Here is a 17,525-nt window from a genome sequence, read left to right as displayed (position 1 = left end):
TAGGCACCTCAATAGAAAGCCTGTCCCATGACGCGTGTCAAAAATCTCTATCTCGGTCTGGCAGCCGTACTTTTTGCTGGTGTTGCACAGGCGCAGACCGTGCAGGAACCGCCACGCTTTGACGGCAGTCGCTCGGCTGCCTCCTCTTCAAGCGCCGTTGATTCGTCAGACCCTCAGCGCGCTGTACAGTCTCAGGGTGGCACACTGTCCAGAACCCTTGTGGGAGAGGCCATCCTGGAAGCGGCGCGGGAAGAGGGCCGGTACTTCATCGAAGAGCGCCGACAGCAGGCCACGCAACCAGGCAGCGACTAGGGCCTTGATGGTTCAGGGCCTTGGCCTGCTGCCTCCATCACAATGAAAAAAGGCCCCGGAGGAGATCCGGAGCCTTCTTTGAGTTTATCAGAACGGATAATCAGGCCGCTTCTTGGGCGAGGTTGCGCAAAACGTAGTGCAGCACGCCGCCATGTTCGATGTATTCGATCTCGATCGCGGTATCGATCCGGCATTTCAGCGTAATTTCTTTCACTGAACCGTCCGCCATGGCGATGGTGCAGGGTACTTCCTGCAGCGGCTTGATGGTGTCCAGACCGGCAATGGAGACGGTCTCTTCCCCGGTCAGGCCCAGCGACTTGCGTGTATCGCCGCCGGTGAATTCAAAGGGGATCACGCCCATACCCACGAGGTTGGAGCGGTGGATACGCTCAAAGCTCTCCGCGATCACCGCCTTGACGCCGAGCAGCGCAGTGCCCTTGGCAGCCCAGTCACGGGAAGACCCTGCGCCATATTGCTCACCACCAAAGACGACCAGCGGTGTGCCCGCGTCCTGATAAGCCATCGCGGCGTCGTAGATCGACGTCTGGTCGCCATCGGGGCCCTTGGTGTAGCCGCCCTCGACCCCGTCCAGCATCTCGTTCTTGATGCGGATGTTGGCGAAAGTGCCGCGCATCATCACCTCGTGGTTGCCGCGCCGTGAGCCGTAAGAGTTGAACTCGCGCACTGGTACCTGACGTTCGATCAGGTACTGCCCCGCGGGTGTGCTGTCCTTGAAGGACCCGGCAGGGGAGATGTGGTCTGTCGTGATCATGTCACCCAGCACGGCAAGCACCTTGGCATTGTCGATGTTGCTGATGGTGCCCGGTTCTTTACCCATGCCCTGGAAGTAAGGCGGGTTCTGCACATAGGTCGAAGACACCGGCCAGTCATAAACCTTGCTATCCGTTGTGCTGACGTCCTGCCATTTCTCGTCGCCTTTGAAGACATCGGCGTATTTGGTCAGGAAGGCGTCGCGCGTTACGGTCGCCTCGACCAGTTCGGCAATCTCCTGGCTGGACGGCCAGATGTCTTTCAGGAAGACGTCATTGCCTTCCTGATCCTGGCCCAGGGGCTCCGTGGTGAGGTCAATGTCGAGGGTGCCTGCCAGCGCATAGGCCACGACCAGCGGCGGCGAGGCGAGATAGTTGGCGCGCACGTCCGGGCTGATCCGCCCTTCGAAGTTGCGGTTGCCCGAGAGCACGGAGGTGGCCACGAGGTCCCCTTCGGCAATGGCATCAGACAGCTCTTTCTGGATCGGGCCAGAGTTGCCGATGCAGGTGGTACAGCCGTATCCCACAAGGTTGAACCCGATCTTGTCGAGATCTTCCTGCAGACCTGCGGCCTCCAGATAGGCGGAGACCACTTGGCTTCCGGGCGCCAATGAGGTCTTGACCCATGGCTGGCGGTTCAGGCCCAATGCCGCCGCCTTGCGGGCTACGAGGCCCGCGCCGATCATCACGTAAGGATTGGAGGTGTTGGTGCACGACGTGATCGAGGCGATCACGACCTTGCCGCTTTCCATGGTGTAGTCTTCGCCCGCGACTGCAACTTCCTTGCCCATCGGGCGTTTGAAAGTCTCTTCCATCTCGCGCAGGAAGGCAGTCTTGGCCTGGTCCAGTGCAACGTAGTCCTGGGGGCGTTTCGGGCCGGAGATGGCAGGCACGATGGTGCCCATGTCGAGGTGCAGCGTGTCGGTGTAGACCGGGTTGTAGTCCGCGCCGCGCCAGAAACCGTTCTCCTTGGCGTAGGCTTCGACCAGTGCCACGCGGTCTTCATCCCGGCCAGTATTGCGCAGGTAGCGCAGCGTTTCCGCGTCAATCGGGAAGAAACCACAGGTGGCTCCATACTCAGGTGCCATGTTGGCGATGGTTGCGCGATCAGCAAGCGGCAGGCGATCAAGGCCCTCGCCGTAGAATTCCACGAACTTGCCAACCACGCCCTTGGCGCGCAGCATCTCCACGACCTTCAGCACCAGGTCCGTACCGGTGGTGCCTTCCATCATCGTGCCGGTCAGCTCAAAGCCAACAACCTCGGGGATCAGCATGGAAATCGGCTGTCCCAGCATCGCGGCTTCGGCCTCGATCCCGCCAACGCCCCAGCCCAGAACGGCTGCACCATTGACCATGGTGGTGTGGCTGTCGGTGCCGACAAGCGTATCAGGGTAGGCAACCTCGGCCCCATTCTGATCGGTGTCGGTCCAGACGGTCTGGGCGAGGTATTCAAGGTTCACCTGGTGGCAGATGCCGGTGCCGGGGGGCACCACGCGGAAGTTGTTGAACGCCTTCTGACCCCATTTGAGGAAGGTATAGCGCTCCATATTGCGTTCGTATTCACGGTCCACGTTCATCTGGAAGGCGCGCGGGTTGCCAAACTCATCGATCATGACCGAGTGGTCGATGACCAGATCGACCGGGTTCAGCGGGTTGATCTTTTCGGCATCACCACCGAGGCTGATGATCGCGTCGCGCATCGCGGCGAGATCGACAACCGCCGGCACACCGGTGAAATCCTGCAGCAGCACGCGGGCAGGGCGGTAGGCAATCTCGCGGGGGTTCTTGCCGCCCTTTTGCGCCCATTCGGCAAAGGCCTTGATGTCGTCGGTTGTGACCGTCTTGCCATCCTCGAACCGCAGCATGTTTTCCAGCACCACTTTCAGGGCGGCGGGCAGGTTTGAGAAGTCGCCCAGACCGGCCTCTGTCGCGGCAGGAATGGAGTAATAATCGACGCTCTGCGCGCCGACGCTCAGGGTTTTGCGGGTTTTGGAAGTGTCGTGACCAACGGTAATGGGCATAAGGGGTGTCCTCTGGCTTGGGCTGGATCATGTCTTGGGTTGCGCGTTCAATGCCCTATGGAGCAAGGCAGTTCAACTCAAATCCACCCGGTTGGTTGAAAATTGTATACCATTGTGTACCGTTTCAAGGGAATTTGCCTCGCAATCTCTCAAGAAACCTTGATTGGTCATTACAGTCGGGAGATTCTACGGTGCATGAAACGGCTCTGATGGCCGCAAGAGGAATCACATGAAACGAATGTTGCAGGCCTTTGCCGCATTTTGGTTGCTGGCCGTACCCGGTTTTGCTCAGAACTCGCCGGTCGTGGTGGAGCTGTTCACGTCGCAGGGATGCTCGTCGTGCCCGCCGGCGGATGAGTTGATGCACGCGCTGGCCAAGCGCGACGACGTGATCGCACTGGCGCTGCACGTGGACTATTGGGACTACATCGGCTGGAAAGACGAATTCGCCGATCCGCGCAATGCGGAGCGCCAGCGGGCCTATGCAACGACGGCGGGGAGGCGGTCGATCTACACGCCCGAGATGATTGTGAACGGTTTGACGGACATCGTCGGCGCGAAGCCGATGCAGATTTCGGAAGCGATCGCGATGCACAAGGAGCGGTCGCAGCCCGTCACGCTGTCGCTGACGCGCAGTGGTGATAAGGTACAGATCGAGGCGTCGCGCCTGCAGGGCAATAGCGAGGCGATGGTGGTGCAGATGCTGCGCTACCGGCCTCAGCGCGAGGCGCGGATCACCCGGGGCGAGAATGCGGGCCGTACGATCAAATATGCCAATGTGACCGAGGACTGGAAGGTGCTGGGAGAATGGGACGGCAGAGCGCCGCTGTCCCTCTCGGTCGCCGCGCCCGGGGATGCGCCGGTGGTGGTCTTGATCCAAGCGGCCAAGATGGGCCCTATTCGGGCCGCCGCGCAACTGAAGTGATTTGGTGGAATGGCGTCGGGTGATGTAGTCCAACTGTCGTTATTTTTCTTCATCACGGGGTCAAATGGACCACCAATCCGCCACGCCTTCCGAGACTGTAGGGCGTTGTCACCCGTGACTGGAAATCGCCTGTACGCGCCATTGTGGCCGGAGCCAACGTGCGACACGTCTATAACGCACCTCCCGGCAAACCGGCAGAAGCAGACAGGCTGGCGTTCTCGCAGTTTGCACAGCGCGCGTTGGCGGAACCACTGATACGCAAACGGACGCCTCAGCCCGCTACCCCCCAGACGAGACTGCGCAGCGGGCCTGGAGTCTGGAGGTCAGTCCTCGTCGCTGTCCTGCACCACCAGCAGCAGGTCACCAGAGGCTTCCATTTCCCGGATTTGCGTCACAATCGTCGCCATCGCCTCTTCGCACTCGGCTGCTTTCACCTTCTCGCGCTCGGAGATTTCCTCGCGCAGCTGATCGGCCATGCGCCCGGACATATTCTCCAGAATGAAGTCGGCGCTTTCCTTCATACCAGCCGCCTCTGACCCGGCCAGTGCGGTGACCAGCACCTCCTGATCCAGCTCGCGAACGACACGCGGTATATCGCGCGGTGCAATCCGCTTGGGGATATTGGCAAAGGTGAAGATCGCCTTGCGCACCAGATCGGCAAAACCCGCGTCTGTTTCGTCCAGCCCTTCCAGTACATCGTCCCGCGTGACGGAGGCTGTGGAGTTCAGGATCGCCCCAACCCGCTCCACCGGGCCATCGTCGAAAGCCTTCATCGGCTCTGCATCAAGCTGGGTCGCAAGCGACAGGCCAATCCGGTCTACCGCGTCGGGGGTCACAGCACTGGTTTGTGATACGGCATACGTAATGCGCCGGGCCTGCGGGCCAGGCAATTTACTTAACAACTCGGCGGCGCGCGACACATCGATTTTTGACAGCAAGACGGCGGCCACTTCGGTGCTTTCATTTTCCAGGACCGGCAGCAGCTTTTCGGTCCCCATGTCACGCAACCGTGCCCATGGATCGCCATATTGACGAACCCCTGCTTCTTTTCGCAGGCGCGCTGCCGTTTGCTTGGAAATTCGCCCGTCCAGCGAATCGAGCGCGCCTGCGATCCCACCTGGGAAAGACAGACCGATGCTTTCAAGTTCATCGGCAAATTCGGAAACCACGCTGCCCAGCGTGCCACGGTCGACCAGACGCATGGAGCCCATCTGCTTGGTCAGCTGCGCCTGAAGTTCCTCGGGCAGATCCTCAAGCGGGATATCTGCCCCCTCGTTCAGCAGCAGCCGCACTACGATCGCCGCCTTTGCCTTGCGGCTCAAGGAGACCGGAGCCTTGTTTCCCGTCTCCGGCAAAGCCGGAAACGGAGCCATTGGGACCATATCTGTCATCTTCACCTGCCTGAACCTGATCTCTCTTTGTTCTCGCAGATAAAGGTTAAGGATTGGCTGAAGTCAGTAGGTATAATCAGTAGTTGTAGGTGGTGCCTGTCGCGATGGCATTGCGCAGCGAGGCCTCGGACCAGGTGCCTTCACCACCGTGGGCACGAATGGCCCGCAGCTGCACCATGGCACCTTTGACATCACCGGATTCGACTAGGCCCTGACCCATGTAGGAGCGTGCCAGAATATTGCCCGGGTTCTCGGCAATCGCCTGTTCATAGAACATCATGCCCAGATCGACATTGCCCATCTTGCGGTGGGTGAACCCCATATAGGTCAGGCGCCCGGCATGATCGCGGGGCAATGCCTGCGCGACGGTCTGGGCGTCCTGGTAGCGGCCTGCATACGCCAACTGGCGCACGGCCAGATAGAGCTGTTCGCTTTCGAGGCTGCTTTCCTGAGCATCCACACAGGTCTTGGTTTTCTTGTCATAGACCTTTGCGCCGTCGCAGCTCACAGCCGGTTTTGGGGGGGGAGCATCGTCGTTGCCCCCATTGGCCAGAACGGCGGTGGGCAACAGGAAGGCTGCTGTCAGAAAAATACGCATTTAAGAAATCTCCTTGCACGGGTTAATTACTGTACGCCGATAACAAGGCAGAGGGTCATTTTATGCGATCACAGAAGCGTGATCGCATAAAAAAGTTCAAATCAGGTGGTCGTGGCCACGCAGGATTTGCTGTCGGTGTCATAAACCGTGCCTGCAGCGCAGGACATGGTTATTTCTTCCTTGCCGTAGTTGCACCCGGCGGCAAAAGCCAGGGCGGGGGCAAGCGTGAGGGCCACCGCGGCGGCCAACGTCTTGATCGTCATTGCGGGTCTCCTGTGTTGAATACCCTCCAAGGTAGCAGCCGTTGACGTTTGGTCAACAAAAATGCCCGGTCCGCTCTGGCGGTAACGGCGCTTTGCCTAGTCCTTGAACACCCGCGCAAAGATCGTGTCGACATGTTTGGTGTGATAACCGAGGTCGAATTTCTCTTCGATCTCCGCAGGGCTGAGCGCCGCTGTCACATCGGGGTCTGCTAACAGTTCCTCTTTGAAATCCGTGCGATGTTCCCAGACCTTGAGCGCGTTGCGCTGAACGAAGCTGTAGGCGTCCTCGCGGCTGACGCCGGCCTGGGTGAGGGCGAGCAGCACACGCTGGCTCATGACCAGACCGGGGAATTTATTCATGTTGTCCAGCATGTTGTCCGGAAAGATCAGCATCTTGTCGATGACGCTGGTCAGCCGGGCGAGCGCAAAGTCGAGCGTTATGGTCGCATCCGGCCCGATCATGCGTTCGACCGACGAATGCGAGATGTCGCGCTCGTGCCAGAGGGCCACATTCTCCATCGCCGGGATCACAGCAGAGCGGACCATACGCGCCAGCCCGGTCAGGTTTTCGGTCAGCACCGGATTTTTCTTGTGCGGCATCGCTGAGGAGCCCTTTTGGCCCATGGAGAAGAACTCCGCGCCTTCCAACACCTCGGTGCGCTGCATGTGGCGGATTTCGGTGGCGACGTTCTCGATGGAACTGGCCACGACCCCGAGGGCGGCAAAGAAGGCGGCGTGTCGGTCGCGCGGGATCACTTGGGTGGAAATGGGTTCGGGTGCGAGGCCCAATTGCTTGCAAACGTGCTCTTCCACCGCCGGGTCGATGTTGGCGAAGGTGCCGACAGCACCCGAGATCGCGCCGGTGGCAATCTCGTCGCGGGCTCTTTCCAGACGGTCCAGGTTGCGATCCATCTCGGCGTAGAAACGCGCGAAGGTCAGGCCCATGGTTGTGGGTTCCGCGTGAATGCCGTGGCTGCGCCCGATGCGCACGGTGTCCTTATGCTCCAGCGCGCGGCGCTTTAGCGCGGCGAGCAGGGCCTTCACATCCTCAATCAGCAGGTCGGCGGCGCGGGTGAGCTGCACGTTGAAACAGGTGTCCAGCACATCCGAAGAGGTCATGCCCTGATGCACGAAACGCGCCTCGTCGCTGCCCACATGTTCGGCCAGATGCGTCAGGAAGGCGATCACATCGTGTTTGGTCACCGCCTCGATCTCGTCGATCCGCGCCACGTCGAACTCAACATCCTTGGCCTTCCAGACGGCCTCGGCATTCTCGCGCGGGATCACGCCCAGATCCGCCATCGCGTCACAGGCATGGGCCTCGATCTCGTACCAGATGCGGAATTTCGTCTCCGGAGACCAGATGGCAACCATGTCGGGGCGGGAATAGCGGGGGATCATTGGCGCACCTTTTCGTATTTGTGTCGGCTCGCCTGCGCTCATAGACTGACGGGCATGGCGCTACAAGATGGGAGCCGGGGTTTATGCGTTTGGTGTGGATCGCTCTGATGGGGCTGTGGCCCGCTCTGGCAGCGGCTGAGACGGTCGTCTGGATGCCGCTGACGGGGGATGAGGTGCAGCAGGCGCTGACGGACCGCAAGCTGCAATATGACAGCGCCTGGCAGGAGTTTCGTGCCTCGGGCCGGACGCTGTACAACGCGGGAGCGGACAGCTGGGGCTATTGGCGCGTGCAGGGCGACCAATACTGCAGCCAATGGCCGCCGTCTGACCTCTGGGCCTGCTACGGTATGGCACGGTCCGGTGACAGGGTGCGATTTATCGGGGCAGGTGGCGACATAACCGATGCGACCTATGCAGACTGAGGCGGTGGCGCGCGTGCTGGCGGATTTCGAAGGCCGGTGGGACTTGCAGCGCCAGATCGACCATACGGGCGGTCAGACAGCGCAGTTTACAGGACAAGCGGTCTGGACACCGGACGGGCACGGCATGATCTACCGTGAGGCGGGACAGCTGGAGATGACCGGCGGACCGGTCTTGCAGGCAGAGCGGATGTATCTGTGGGGCGCGGATCTGGACGTCTGTTTCGACGATGGTCGGTTCTTTCACCGCGTGCCTGCCGAGGGCGGCACGGCAAGGCACTGGTGTGACCCCGACAGCTATGTGGTGCAGTATGATTTCACGCGCTGGCCCGCGTTTTCGACGGTCTGGGACGTGACGGGCCCGCGAAAAGCCTACAGGATGGTCAGCCAATACAGCCGCCGTTAGCGCAACAGGTCTTGCACCGGGCGGGTGGCTGCGGCATTCAGGGGCCAAGCATTCTCAACAGGAGACCTCTTCTCATGCAATTGTCCGCCTCACACTCTGTTCTGGCAGATTATTTCGTCCCCTCTGAAGGCACCGCGCGTCGGATCAAACAGGCTGTGCTTGTTGTTCTGGGTATCGCTTTGGTGACGATCGCCGCGAACATCAAGGTGCCGGTGCCGGGATCGCCCGTGCTGATGAACCTTGGCACCTTTGCCGTGCTGACCATTGGTGCGGCCTATGGCGCGCGGCTCGGCCTGACGACGATCCTGGGCTACATGATCATCGGCGCGCTGGGATTTGACGTGTTCCAAAACTCCACCGCCGATCTGAACGGTATCGAATATATGATGGGTGGCACCGGTGGCTATCTGGTTGGCTACGTGATGGCGACTGTCCTGCTGGGCGCGCTGGCACAGCGCGGCTGGGATCGGTCCATGGTGTGGATGGCGGTGGCGATGCTGCTGGGCAATATCTTGCTCTATGTGCCGGGCCTTCTGTGGCTGGGCCAGCTTTACGGCTGGGACAAGCCGATCCTCGCATGGGGTCTGACACCCTTCCTGCTGGGGGATGCGATCAAGCTGGCGCTGGCCGCGCTGCTCCTGCCTGCGATCTGGAAAGCGGTCGGCAGCGCGCGCCGCTGACCCCACCGCCGTTTTGTTAAAATGCGAGGCGCAGCCGATGGCTGCGCCTCATTTCATTCTGGCGCTTGTAGCACGCTGAGCCCGTTACTCGGCCAATTCGGTGATGACGGTGGAACTGCGCTCCAACGTGCGGTGCACGGGGCATTTGTCGGCAATCTCCAGCAGGCGCGTGCGTTGCTCTGCATCCAGCTCCCCGGTGAGGGTAATACGCCGTCGCCAGGTGTCGATTTTTTCGCCAACAGCGGTTTCCGCATCCTGGGCGTGCATCTTGTTGTGGCTCACATCGACGGAGACATGGGCCAGTTGCCACCCCTTGCGGCGGGCATACATGCGGATGGTCATGGAGGTGCAAGCCCCCAGACCGGCAGAAAGAAACCCGTAGGGGCTGAGCCCCTTGTTGCTGCCGCCATAGGCCAGCGGTTCATCCGCCAGCAGATGATGCCCGTCCGATGAGGTTATGTCAGTCAGGTATCCATTTGGATCGGCCTCAGATACGCGCAACACACCTTCAGGCGCGCCGGGGGGCGGGGCGGGCGGTTTCAGAGCGATATAGCGCCGCGCCCAGGTGGCAATGACGTCAGCGGCGTATTCCGCATCCTCGCCACGGGTGACCAGATGATCGGCGCTGTCGAGGGTGACAAAGCTCTTGGGGTGTTTTGCCGCCAGAAAAATCTGGCTGGCGTTGTCGATGGAAACGATTTCGTCCCTCGGAGCATGCAAAACCAGCAGTGCGGCGTTCAGGGCGGCAATCGCGGGCGTCAGTTTTTCCTGCGCGACATCCTCTACGAAACCCTTGCCGATCTGGAAAGGACGCCCCCCCAGCGACACCTCGGCCACGCCTTTCGACATGATCTCGGGCAGGGCGTCAGCGAAGTTGTGTGTGACATGCTCGGTATCAAAGGGCGCGCCCAGCGTGGCAACCGCCTTGATCGTGTCGAGCCGTGCGGTGGCCTTCAGCACCGCAGCACCGCCCAGGGAATGACCGATCATCAGGGACGGCGTCATGCCGCGACCAGACAGATAGGCATGGGCGGCAATCAGGTCATCGACGTTGGAGGTGAAGGAGGTGTTGGAAAACTCGCCCGCCGAATGCCCCAGCCCGGTGAAATCAAAGCGCAGCACGGCGATTCCCATAGACGCCAGGCGCGCCGCGATACGCCGTGCCGCCGGGATGTCCTTGCCGCAGGTAAAGCAATGCGCAAAGAGTGCCGTCGCCAGATGTGGCCCGTCCGGCAGATCCAGACGCGCGGCCAGTTCCGAGCCGTCATGTCCGGGGAAAGTGATACGTTGAGTGGGCATGGCAGGGCTCCTTTGTCAGGGATCAGAGTGGGGCCATGACAGGACGCATGCAAGGGGTGTGACAGCAGGATCACGGGGAGGTGACGCGCGCGCACTCATAGTGACGGTGTCACAAAAAAACGCGCCCTAAGCAGGACGCGTTTCCAGTCAACTATACTGTTGGTTCAGGTATACTGTCGGTTCAGGCTGCCTTGCGGGCCTTGCGCCGTGCTGCAACACCAAATCCACCCATCGCACCGATCAGCAGAAAGGCCGAAGCTGGCAGCGGCACAGCCGGTACGCCATCGCCTTCAACGAAAAGCTTGGATGGGTTACCGTTTGCGGCCGCATAGATCAGGTTGAACTCGCCACCCGTGAAGTTGACGGTGCCGGTTTTCGGCGTTGTACGGATGCCCGTCGGGTTCGCAAAGCCGATGAGCTCCTCGCCGTCATCATAGATGGTGAAGCCATCATCGTGGGTCACGGATGTGTCAAAGGCGTTGGAATAAACTTCGGTAAAGGAAAACAATGTGGTGGTCTGGAACTTTGGGTTGCTCAGGCGCAAACCGGCGACGCCTTCGTCCAAACCGCTGATCGTGCCGGAGCTGAGAGACTCCAGAAAGTCCGAAACGGTTTCCAGATCGATGTCCTTGGGGAAGTTGTCGACAAAGAAGTCGAGCGCGCCGGTGTAAACAAACGTGTCTTTGTGCGTATCATCAGCGGCGGCAAAACGCGCGTCAAAGTTTTCGCGGTCAGCGCGTGCACCATTACCGGACCCGCCGGCGTTGAAGTTCACAACCTGCACTTCAAAAGTGCCGGACAGCGTCGCAGCCTGCGCATGTGTTGCAAATGTCGTAAGGGAAAGGGCAGCCGCAGCCGCCAGAGCGATGAGTTTCAAACCGTGTCTCCAACTCGTTACTGTTCGACCGTTTGAAGGGTCGATCCAAATGAACATAACCTGAGTCCTGCGAATCTGTTGCGCAGAGCCCAGAGATTAAAATTTGTCTACAATGGTGCGCGACGGAACGAAAGGGGAATTTTCTCTATCCCGCTGCGACTCCGACTTTTTCGCCCTCAGCGTGCATAGTACTGTGGCCTGCTGCGCATTCTGGACTTGCCGGGCAGGACCTTGACCATGTTGGGCACAGGCCTCCACCTGAGTTTCCTCGAACCGACCCGACGGGTGAGCTACCATCCAATCCATGGGTATGACGTCAACTGCGCCCGATCCAGGGTGCCAGAATCCGATCAGCCAATCTGATGGAGAAGGCATCAGGCATGTCCACGGTCTCAAGAGATGTGTCGCAAGCGGATTGCCGCGCAGGCAGATATTTGGGCGGTCGGTCTGTGATTTCTCCTTTGCTCCCCGCTTCCCGCAATACTAGAAGCGGGGTGGGATAAAAGAAGCAGTAATCCCTATCCAAAAAAACCCAAACTCTGGACGTCACAGATGTGCCGTCACAGCATTTTCGATCAGGAGAAACGTTATGATGTCGATGTTGAGAACCGCTGCGCTTTGCAGTATTTTTGCGACGGGTGCCTATGCGCAACCCTATGATATTTCTGACTATGTTTCGGAAATTGGCGTGGAGAATGCGACCACGGCCGTGGTGGTGAAGCGCCTGTCGGACGGACAAAAGTGGAGCAGTAACTTTGCCCGGGCCGATGAACGCTTTCAGCCCGCGTCGACATCGAAAATTCCCCATACGCTGATTGCGCTGGAAAGCGGTTTTGCCACGCCTGAGACCACCTTTGAATGGGATGGCAAGGAACGGTTCATGGACAGCTGGAATCAGGACCAGTCGCTGACATCCGCCTATCATCGATCAGCGGTCTGGGTCTACCAGCACATCACGACCAGCATCGGTGGCGACAAGATGGCAGATTGGTTGCAGGCCTTGGACTACGGCAATGCGGAGATCGGCGACGAAAGCGCGCTCGACAATTACTGGCTGCGCGGCCCGCTTGCAATCAGCGCCGAGGAGCAGGTCGACTTTCTGACCAAACTGGCACAGGAGGACCTGCCGCTCGCGCCCGCGACTTATGTGGACTCGCGCAAGATCATGATGGAGGCGGAAGCCGGTGATGCGCGGCTCTATGCCAAAACCGGCTACTACATACGTAATGCTCAGGATGATCTGGGCTGGTATGTCGGCTGGGTCGAGACGGCAGATGAGACCTATGTCTTTGCGCTCAACATGGATCTGGGCGGCTTTGACGAAGCACCGCAGCGCAAGATGCTGGCCCGGCACGTGCTTGCGCGGCTCGATATCTTTCCCGCGCCGTAACCGGGTCTAGTGCCCATCAACGCCCCATCAAATCATCGTCGAAGGGATAGGTGGTCAGGTTCTCGAAACCGTCTTCGGTGATGAGAACCTGATCCTCCAGCTTGATCGAGAAATCACCGCCCTCCGGGCTGACCAGCGCCTCCACGCATAGGCACATGCCCGGCTCCAGCGGATAGTCGTAGGCACCGTCCACTGCCTGGTCGGGATAGGCCACCAGGGGCCACTCATCGCACAGACCCACGCCATGCATCAGGCAGCCGTATTTCTGTTTCTGGAACGGTGCATCCAGCACATGGGTACCTGCCGACAACTCCGGGATCATCACGCCGGGTTTCAGCATCTGCATGTTGGTCATGATGTGCTCGACCCCGTGCTGCATGGCATAGATCATGTCGGGGCGCGGCTTTTCATCGCCGATCCACCAGCTGCGCGAGACGTCCGTGCAGATGCCATACGCCCCCACCAGATCGGTGTCGAAGGAGATGATCTCGTTTCGCTGGCAGACGCGCGGACCGCATTCCTGGAACCACGGGTTGGTGCGGGGCCCCGACGACAGCAGGCGGGTCTCGATCCACTCGCCGCCGCGACGGACGTTTTCGGCATGCAAAATTGCCCAGATGTCATCTTCGCAGGTCACGCCGTCGCCGACATGGCTGCGGGCGAACGCCTCCATTAGCCGCATCGCCGTCTCGCAGGCGTGCGAGGAACAGCGCATCGCCTTGATCTCGTCGGAGCCTTTTACCGCGCGGGATTTTTCCGTCACCTCTTCGCCATCCATGACCGTGAAACCCTGCGCCTCCAACGCCCGCAGCCCGTGCAGCATCACCTTGTCGGCGGCAAGTTGTGTCAGCCCCGGCGCATGGTCCGCCAACAAGATCCGCACCTCATTGGCAAATGTGTCGGCGGCCACGTCCACCTTGTCGCCCCGATCGAAGTAGAAGAGATCGGCCCCGGAGCGCTGCTCGCGGACCAGCGGGTTGAACTTGCTCAAAAAAGGCGCGTTCTTGTAGTCCCACATCACCATATAGCCATCGGCGCAGAGCAGGACCGCGCGAAAGGGATTGTGGGTGTTCCAGAGCTGCATGTTGGTGCTGTCGGTGGCATAGCGGATGTTGAGCGGGTCGGTCATCAGAAGCCCGGCATAGCCACGGTCAACGATATGCCGCGTCAGCCGCGCGTGCCGATAGGCGCGCATTGCGGCGAGGTCGGGCAGTTCCAACCCGGCCGCCGCCCATTCGGCAAAGGCCAGCTGCGTCGGGCCGATCTCCACCCGGTCCATGTCATTGGGGGAGCCATCGCCCAGCGTGGCGCCCCGGTTCGGGTCGATCTTGCGCGTATCGCGGTAATGTTGGTTCATCGCGGACCTCGCGGTATCTGTTTCCACTCAAGCTTGGGCGCAATTTCCGTTGCAGGTTTGCTCGAATGCGACACACCTCATGGTCGTTTTTTGATGACATTATGGCTGTCTCTGACTAAGGCGCTGTTATGGTGGAGATTTTGCAGAAAAAACTGCCGCAGGAGATGCTGGAAGAGCGCGCCTTGCCGGGTGTGCAGCCTCTTGGTGGTGACGACTGGCTGCGTCTGGACGAGGCGTATGCCGCCCAGATGGCGCATCGTCGGTCGCTGCTCGCGACGCAGCGCGCGGATGTCTATTGGCAGGACGCTGGCGCGCATATCGCCGCGCGGGAGGTGTTGAGTGAGGCTCTCAAGCTGCTGCCGGGTTTGGGCTTCGAGGTTTCAGACACAGAGTGCCGCTGCCCGGACGGGCAGGTCGTTCCGCTCGACGGGGATGCGCCACTGGTGGCGTTGGGCCAGCTGGTGCAGGAGGACATTTGCATTCTGCAAAAGCGCGGTGACGAACACGTACTAACCGCCGCCTGCCTGTGTTTCCCCGCCAGCTGGCGGCTGAGCGAGAAGGTCGGGCGTCCGTTGATCGGCATCCATGACACGGTCGATGAATATGACGCCGGTATTGCCCGCCGGGTGCAGCGCCTGTTCGACGGGGTGCAGGTGGGCCGCCCGATGTGGCGCTATAATCGCCTGTGGTACGACGACCCGGAACTGTTTCAGCCGCGCTCGGCCCTGTCGCCCCGTCGGATTGCACCGGGTGAGGCTGAAGCTGCCTATCAGCGCGCCGAACGGCAATGCATTGTGCGGATGCCCGAAAGCGGCGCGGTCGTGTTTTCCATCCACAGCTATGTTGTCAAAGCCGCGGCACGGTGATCCGGGCGCCCTGACTGAGCGCCCGGACCGCTGTCAGGGGCGCGACCAGTGGTCATTCAGAATGACCTGCGGTACGCCATCAGAGGTTTTCTGCGGGCTGCGACCCTTTGCATCCAGACTGCAATTGATCTGGCGGCGCAGGCAGGCAAACTGGTCCGAGCGCACCACATCCACCGGCTCGTCAAACCGGATGGTCATACGCCAGAAGCCTGCCGTGCGCTGGCTCGCCGCTTTCACGACGCCCTGAAAGCGGCGCCCGAGATAACGGCCGGTGACGCGCTGCCCAACTTGCCAGACTGTCTTGGGCGCATCGCCGGCCAGCGCGCAGAGCGTGTTCCAGTCACGGACGCCCCATTGATGTGCGACGGTTTCGAGCGCCATCGAATGCGACATGGGCTGACCGGCCTCGATCAGCCGGGCCCGCAGCCGCCGGGCCTGGGCCTTCAACGCGTCGCGGGAAGGAAGAGGTGTATCCACTTTCATCTCCATTCAGGTCGCAGGAGAGGGCAGGGTGTTCGCATTGCCGGCACCGATGCGCGACCCATGGGATCAGAAATCGGAAGGTCCATCGTGGTTTCACCAGAATGCGAACGGCAGGCACCACGCGCCTGAGCCGCCTCTATGCCGGCGCGTCGTGAAAGACAAGACATTTTCGCCCTCTCAAGTGACGGTGGCTCAACTCAGCAGTGCGAGATCCGTGGTCGTTGTCCGGCGCCGTGTCGGCAGCGGGAAGGCAGGCTGACCGGCCAGCGTCAACCCCGCGTCCCTGTAAAACTTGGCATTGTCGAACCACCAGCGGTGGGAGTTCAGCACGGTCCGGTTTGGCCCGTCCACATCCTTGAGGTATTGCTCGTGGCTGTAAAGATCGACGTGGTTTTTGTGAATGCCGGATGGCATGCCACTGCGGCCCGCCCGTTTGCGGAACCCGTTGGCGGGGACGGCTGCATTCAAAACATCGTCCAACTGGCTGTAATAATTGGTAAACCGCTTGGATCTATGCGCAAGTAAAAGCGCGCCCCAGGCGCCTTTACCGAACCACCGACGATCCGCGTCACCGGAGACAAACATGGTTTCGTTCAGCTTCCATGCCCCCGATCCGGGGCCCGCATCATCGTCGAATTCAGAGAGCGCGCGCAGCACCAGATAGGCCCCCATGGAATGCGCGATCAGATTGACCTTGGGGCGCGGGGACAGCGCCAGCAGGGGCAGGATGCCATCGCGGACGAGGTGTTCCGCTGTCAGCTTGGCGTGGCGTTTGTCGCTGTCATAGGCCGTGACCGTGCCCGCACTGGGCCAGTCGTAAGCGATCAGGGCACCGCGGTAGCCTTCCCCCCGCAACCCGGCCCGTATCTTGTTCATGCGGCCAAGGTTGTCGATCTGGTCGGTGTTGAACCCATGCACGTAGATCGTAATCTCGTTGGTCGTGGCCTCTGCCTTGACCTGGGCCAGCCAGTCGTCCTTGCTGATGATTCCGCCCTGCCATTTCCCGCTGGCGTCCGGACCGCTGGTCAACTGGACATAGCGGGTCACATCGGCGGGGTTATTGGTGAAGCGTTTTTTCGAGGCATTATAGGTACGGCGCGAAAAGAACAGGGTCATGCGAAAAATCTCCGTCAAAAATACGTGTCATCAAATGCGATGATGATGCACCAGAAACGGGAAATTACAAAATGCAGTTTTTTCCGAGGCGTGGGTTTTGTCAGTGCAGAACGTCGGCCGCGTTGTGGAGCGCATGGCCGATCTCCGGCTGTCCGATGATGCTGCAGACCAGTAACGCAAAGGCCGTAAGGCGGAGGGCCGCTTCGGATCCGATCCGTTGCGTCAACGCTGCCGTAAGCCTTGTGGTGATCTTCGAGCGCCGCAGCGCACTGACCCAAGTGGTCACGCTGACAGAACTGTCCGGAGATGGTGTGGCCTGCCGCATGGCGGGTCGGTGCGGCGAGAGTGCTGCGCGTATAATCCGGGTGTCCTGACGTTGCCGGCTGATTGGGCCCGCCACGGGGCGTCGCGGCACCACCTGCGTGCCCGGTTTGCACAGCGCGGGCATCGCAACGGCGGTCTCAACGCAACGCGCGGGTCGCTGCGTCCGTGCGGGTTGCCGCAACCGGGGCCGTCGAACCGTGACCGGGCCGGGGGCGGCTGCGGGAGCGAAAAACCGGAAGAAGTCGTTGGTCGCCATCAGCGCATCGCGCGAGAGCCAGCAGATCCCGTCGCAGGGATGGCTGTGGGCCAACAGGTAGAGCAGGGCGGCCAGATGCGTGTCACACTCAGCTTTCGCGCCATCGGTCGCACCCGAGAGCCGCAACATGATCCGGCCGGCCGCACCCCCGTCTTCCATCAGAATGCCCACATCGACAATTTCAGTCTGCACGAGAACCTCGTGGTCCCCCACGGGTTGCGTGACGCAAATGACCGCCCCCATCGCCTTGAAAAACCCCGAAACCAGTCTGGCGATCTCGTCGAGGTCCGCCGTGGTTCCGCTACTCAATACCAGCCCAGATTGATACCCTCTGTCAGTCTCTGACATGGTGCCGCTCCTGTCTGAATTCA

18 protein-coding genes are annotated in these 17,525 nt (G+C 60.6%); 7 read left to right on the top strand and 11 right to left on the bottom strand.

Annotated features, from left to right (window positions below; translation table 11 throughout):
- Nucleotides 1–27: 27 nt before the first annotated feature.
- A complete protein-coding gene (locus tag Q1A07_RS00510; RefSeq protein WP_299776809.1) occupies nucleotides 28–312 on the top strand; it encodes a hypothetical protein in 285 nt (94 codons plus the stop codon).
- Nucleotides 313–412: 100 nt separating this feature from the next.
- Here the strand turns inward: Q1A07_RS00510 and acnA are convergent, their stop codons facing one another.
- Complete coding sequence (acnA, locus tag Q1A07_RS00505; protein WP_299776807.1) at nucleotides 413–3,103, bottom strand: aconitate hydratase AcnA; 2,691 nt, start codon at nucleotides 3,101–3,103, stop codon at nucleotides 413–415.
- A 229-nt stretch (nucleotides 3,104–3,332) separates the two neighbouring features.
- On the opposite strand from acnA, the gene Q1A07_RS00500 reads away from it, so the two are divergent.
- Nucleotides 3,333–4,028, top strand: a complete 696-nt coding sequence (locus tag Q1A07_RS00500; protein ID WP_299776805.1) for a thioredoxin family protein — start codon at nucleotides 3,333–3,335, stop codon at nucleotides 4,026–4,028.
- 323 nt (nucleotides 4,029–4,351) lie between these two features.
- On the opposite strand, the gene Q1A07_RS00495 is transcribed toward Q1A07_RS00500, so the two are convergent.
- The 4 genes from Q1A07_RS00495 to purB form a co-directional block, all read right to left on the bottom strand.
- On the bottom strand, nucleotides 4,352–5,410 hold the full coding sequence (locus Q1A07_RS00495) for a FliG C-terminal domain-containing protein (protein WP_299779085.1): 1,059 nt from the start codon (nucleotides 5,408–5,410) through the stop codon (nucleotides 4,352–4,354).
- An 85-nt stretch (nucleotides 5,411–5,495) separates the two neighbouring features.
- Entirely contained in the window at nucleotides 5,496–6,017 is a 522-nt protein-coding gene (locus Q1A07_RS00490; protein WP_299776804.1) for a hypothetical protein, read from the bottom strand.
- A 101-nt stretch (nucleotides 6,018–6,118) separates the two neighbouring features.
- Nucleotides 6,119–6,280, bottom strand: coding sequence for an adenylosuccinate lyase (locus tag Q1A07_RS00485; protein WP_195820718.1), 162 nt, complete (start codon nucleotides 6,278–6,280; stop codon nucleotides 6,119–6,121).
- A gap of 96 nt (nucleotides 6,281–6,376) precedes the next feature.
- Nucleotides 6,377–7,681 carry an adenylosuccinate lyase gene (gene purB, locus Q1A07_RS00480; protein ID WP_299776800.1) on the bottom strand — a complete coding sequence of 435 codons (1,305 nt, stop codon included), beginning with the start codon at nucleotides 7,679–7,681 and terminating at the stop codon, nucleotides 6,377–6,379.
- 83 nt (nucleotides 7,682–7,764) lie between these two features.
- On the opposite strand from purB, the gene Q1A07_RS00475 reads away from it, so the two are divergent.
- The 3 genes from Q1A07_RS00475 (at nucleotide 7,765) to Q1A07_RS00465 (ending at nucleotide 9,186) form a co-directional block, all read left to right on the top strand.
- Nucleotides 7,765–8,103: a hypothetical protein gene (locus Q1A07_RS00475; protein ID WP_299776799.1), complete on the top strand. Its 339-nt coding sequence runs from the start codon at nucleotides 7,765–7,767 to the stop codon at nucleotides 8,101–8,103.
- Nucleotides 8,093–8,506: a DUF6314 family protein gene (locus Q1A07_RS00470; protein WP_299776797.1), complete on the top strand. Its 414-nt coding sequence runs from the start codon at nucleotides 8,093–8,095 to the stop codon at nucleotides 8,504–8,506. Before Q1A07_RS00475 ends, Q1A07_RS00470 begins: the two co-directional genes overlap by 11 nt.
- A gap of 74 nt (nucleotides 8,507–8,580) precedes the next feature.
- Nucleotides 8,581–9,186 carry a biotin transporter BioY gene (locus tag Q1A07_RS00465; RefSeq protein ID WP_299776795.1) on the top strand — a complete coding sequence of 202 codons (606 nt, stop codon included), beginning with the start codon at nucleotides 8,581–8,583 and terminating at the stop codon, nucleotides 9,184–9,186.
- Nucleotides 9,187–9,270: 84 nt separating this feature from the next.
- Here Q1A07_RS00465 and Q1A07_RS00460 read toward each other — a convergent pair whose 3' ends face one another.
- On the bottom strand, nucleotides 9,271–10,485 hold the full coding sequence (locus Q1A07_RS00460; RefSeq protein WP_299776793.1) for an alpha/beta fold hydrolase: 1,215 nt from the start codon (nucleotides 10,483–10,485) through the stop codon (nucleotides 9,271–9,273).
- Nucleotides 10,486–10,666: 181 nt separating this feature from the next.
- Nucleotides 10,667–11,362 carry a VPLPA-CTERM sorting domain-containing protein gene (locus tag Q1A07_RS00455; RefSeq protein ID WP_299776791.1) on the bottom strand — a complete coding sequence of 232 codons (696 nt, stop codon included), beginning with the start codon at nucleotides 11,360–11,362 and terminating at the stop codon, nucleotides 10,667–10,669.
- A 589-nt stretch (nucleotides 11,363–11,951) separates the two neighbouring features.
- Between Q1A07_RS00455 and Q1A07_RS00450 the strand changes: the two genes are divergently transcribed.
- The gene (locus tag Q1A07_RS00450; RefSeq protein WP_299776789.1) at nucleotides 11,952–12,752 is read left to right on the top strand and encodes a penicillin-binding transpeptidase domain-containing protein; all 801 of its coding nucleotides are present in this window, start codon (nucleotides 11,952–11,954) and stop codon (nucleotides 12,750–12,752) included.
- Between the two features lie 16 nt (nucleotides 12,753–12,768).
- Here the strand turns inward: Q1A07_RS00450 and dddP are convergent, their stop codons facing one another.
- The gene (gene dddP, locus Q1A07_RS00445; RefSeq protein WP_299776787.1) at nucleotides 12,769–14,109 is read right to left on the bottom strand and encodes a dimethylsulfonioproprionate lyase DddP; all 1,341 of its coding nucleotides are present in this window, start codon (nucleotides 14,107–14,109) and stop codon (nucleotides 12,769–12,771) included.
- Nucleotides 14,110–14,237: 128 nt separating this feature from the next.
- On the opposite strand from dddP, the gene Q1A07_RS00440 reads away from it, so the two are divergent.
- On the top strand, nucleotides 14,238–14,975 hold the full coding sequence (locus Q1A07_RS00440; protein WP_299776785.1) for a DUF3445 domain-containing protein: 738 nt from the start codon (nucleotides 14,238–14,240) through the stop codon (nucleotides 14,973–14,975).
- A 33-nt stretch (nucleotides 14,976–15,008) separates the two neighbouring features.
- Here Q1A07_RS00440 and Q1A07_RS00435 read toward each other — a convergent pair whose 3' ends face one another.
- The 3 genes from Q1A07_RS00435 to Q1A07_RS00425 form a co-directional block, all read right to left on the bottom strand.
- Entirely contained in the window at nucleotides 15,009–15,452 is a 444-nt protein-coding gene (locus tag Q1A07_RS00435; RefSeq protein WP_299776783.1) for a glyoxalase superfamily protein, read from the bottom strand.
- A gap of 198 nt (nucleotides 15,453–15,650) precedes the next feature.
- Complete coding sequence (locus Q1A07_RS00430) at nucleotides 15,651–16,574, bottom strand: alpha/beta fold hydrolase (protein WP_299776781.1); 924 nt, start codon at nucleotides 16,572–16,574, stop codon at nucleotides 15,651–15,653.
- Between the two features lie 100 nt (nucleotides 16,575–16,674).
- On the bottom strand, nucleotides 16,675–17,502 hold the full coding sequence (locus tag Q1A07_RS00425; protein ID WP_299776779.1) for a hypothetical protein: 828 nt from the start codon (nucleotides 17,500–17,502) through the stop codon (nucleotides 16,675–16,677).
- Between the last annotated feature and the right edge of the window lie 23 nt (nucleotides 17,503–17,525).

This window comes from uncultured Roseobacter sp., assembly GCF_947492555.1.
GTDB lineage: Bacteria > Pseudomonadota > Alphaproteobacteria > Rhodobacterales > Rhodobacteraceae > Roseobacter.
The sequence above is the reverse complement of the archived record's forward strand: the minus strand, read 5'-3'. Positions and strand labels throughout refer to the sequence as shown.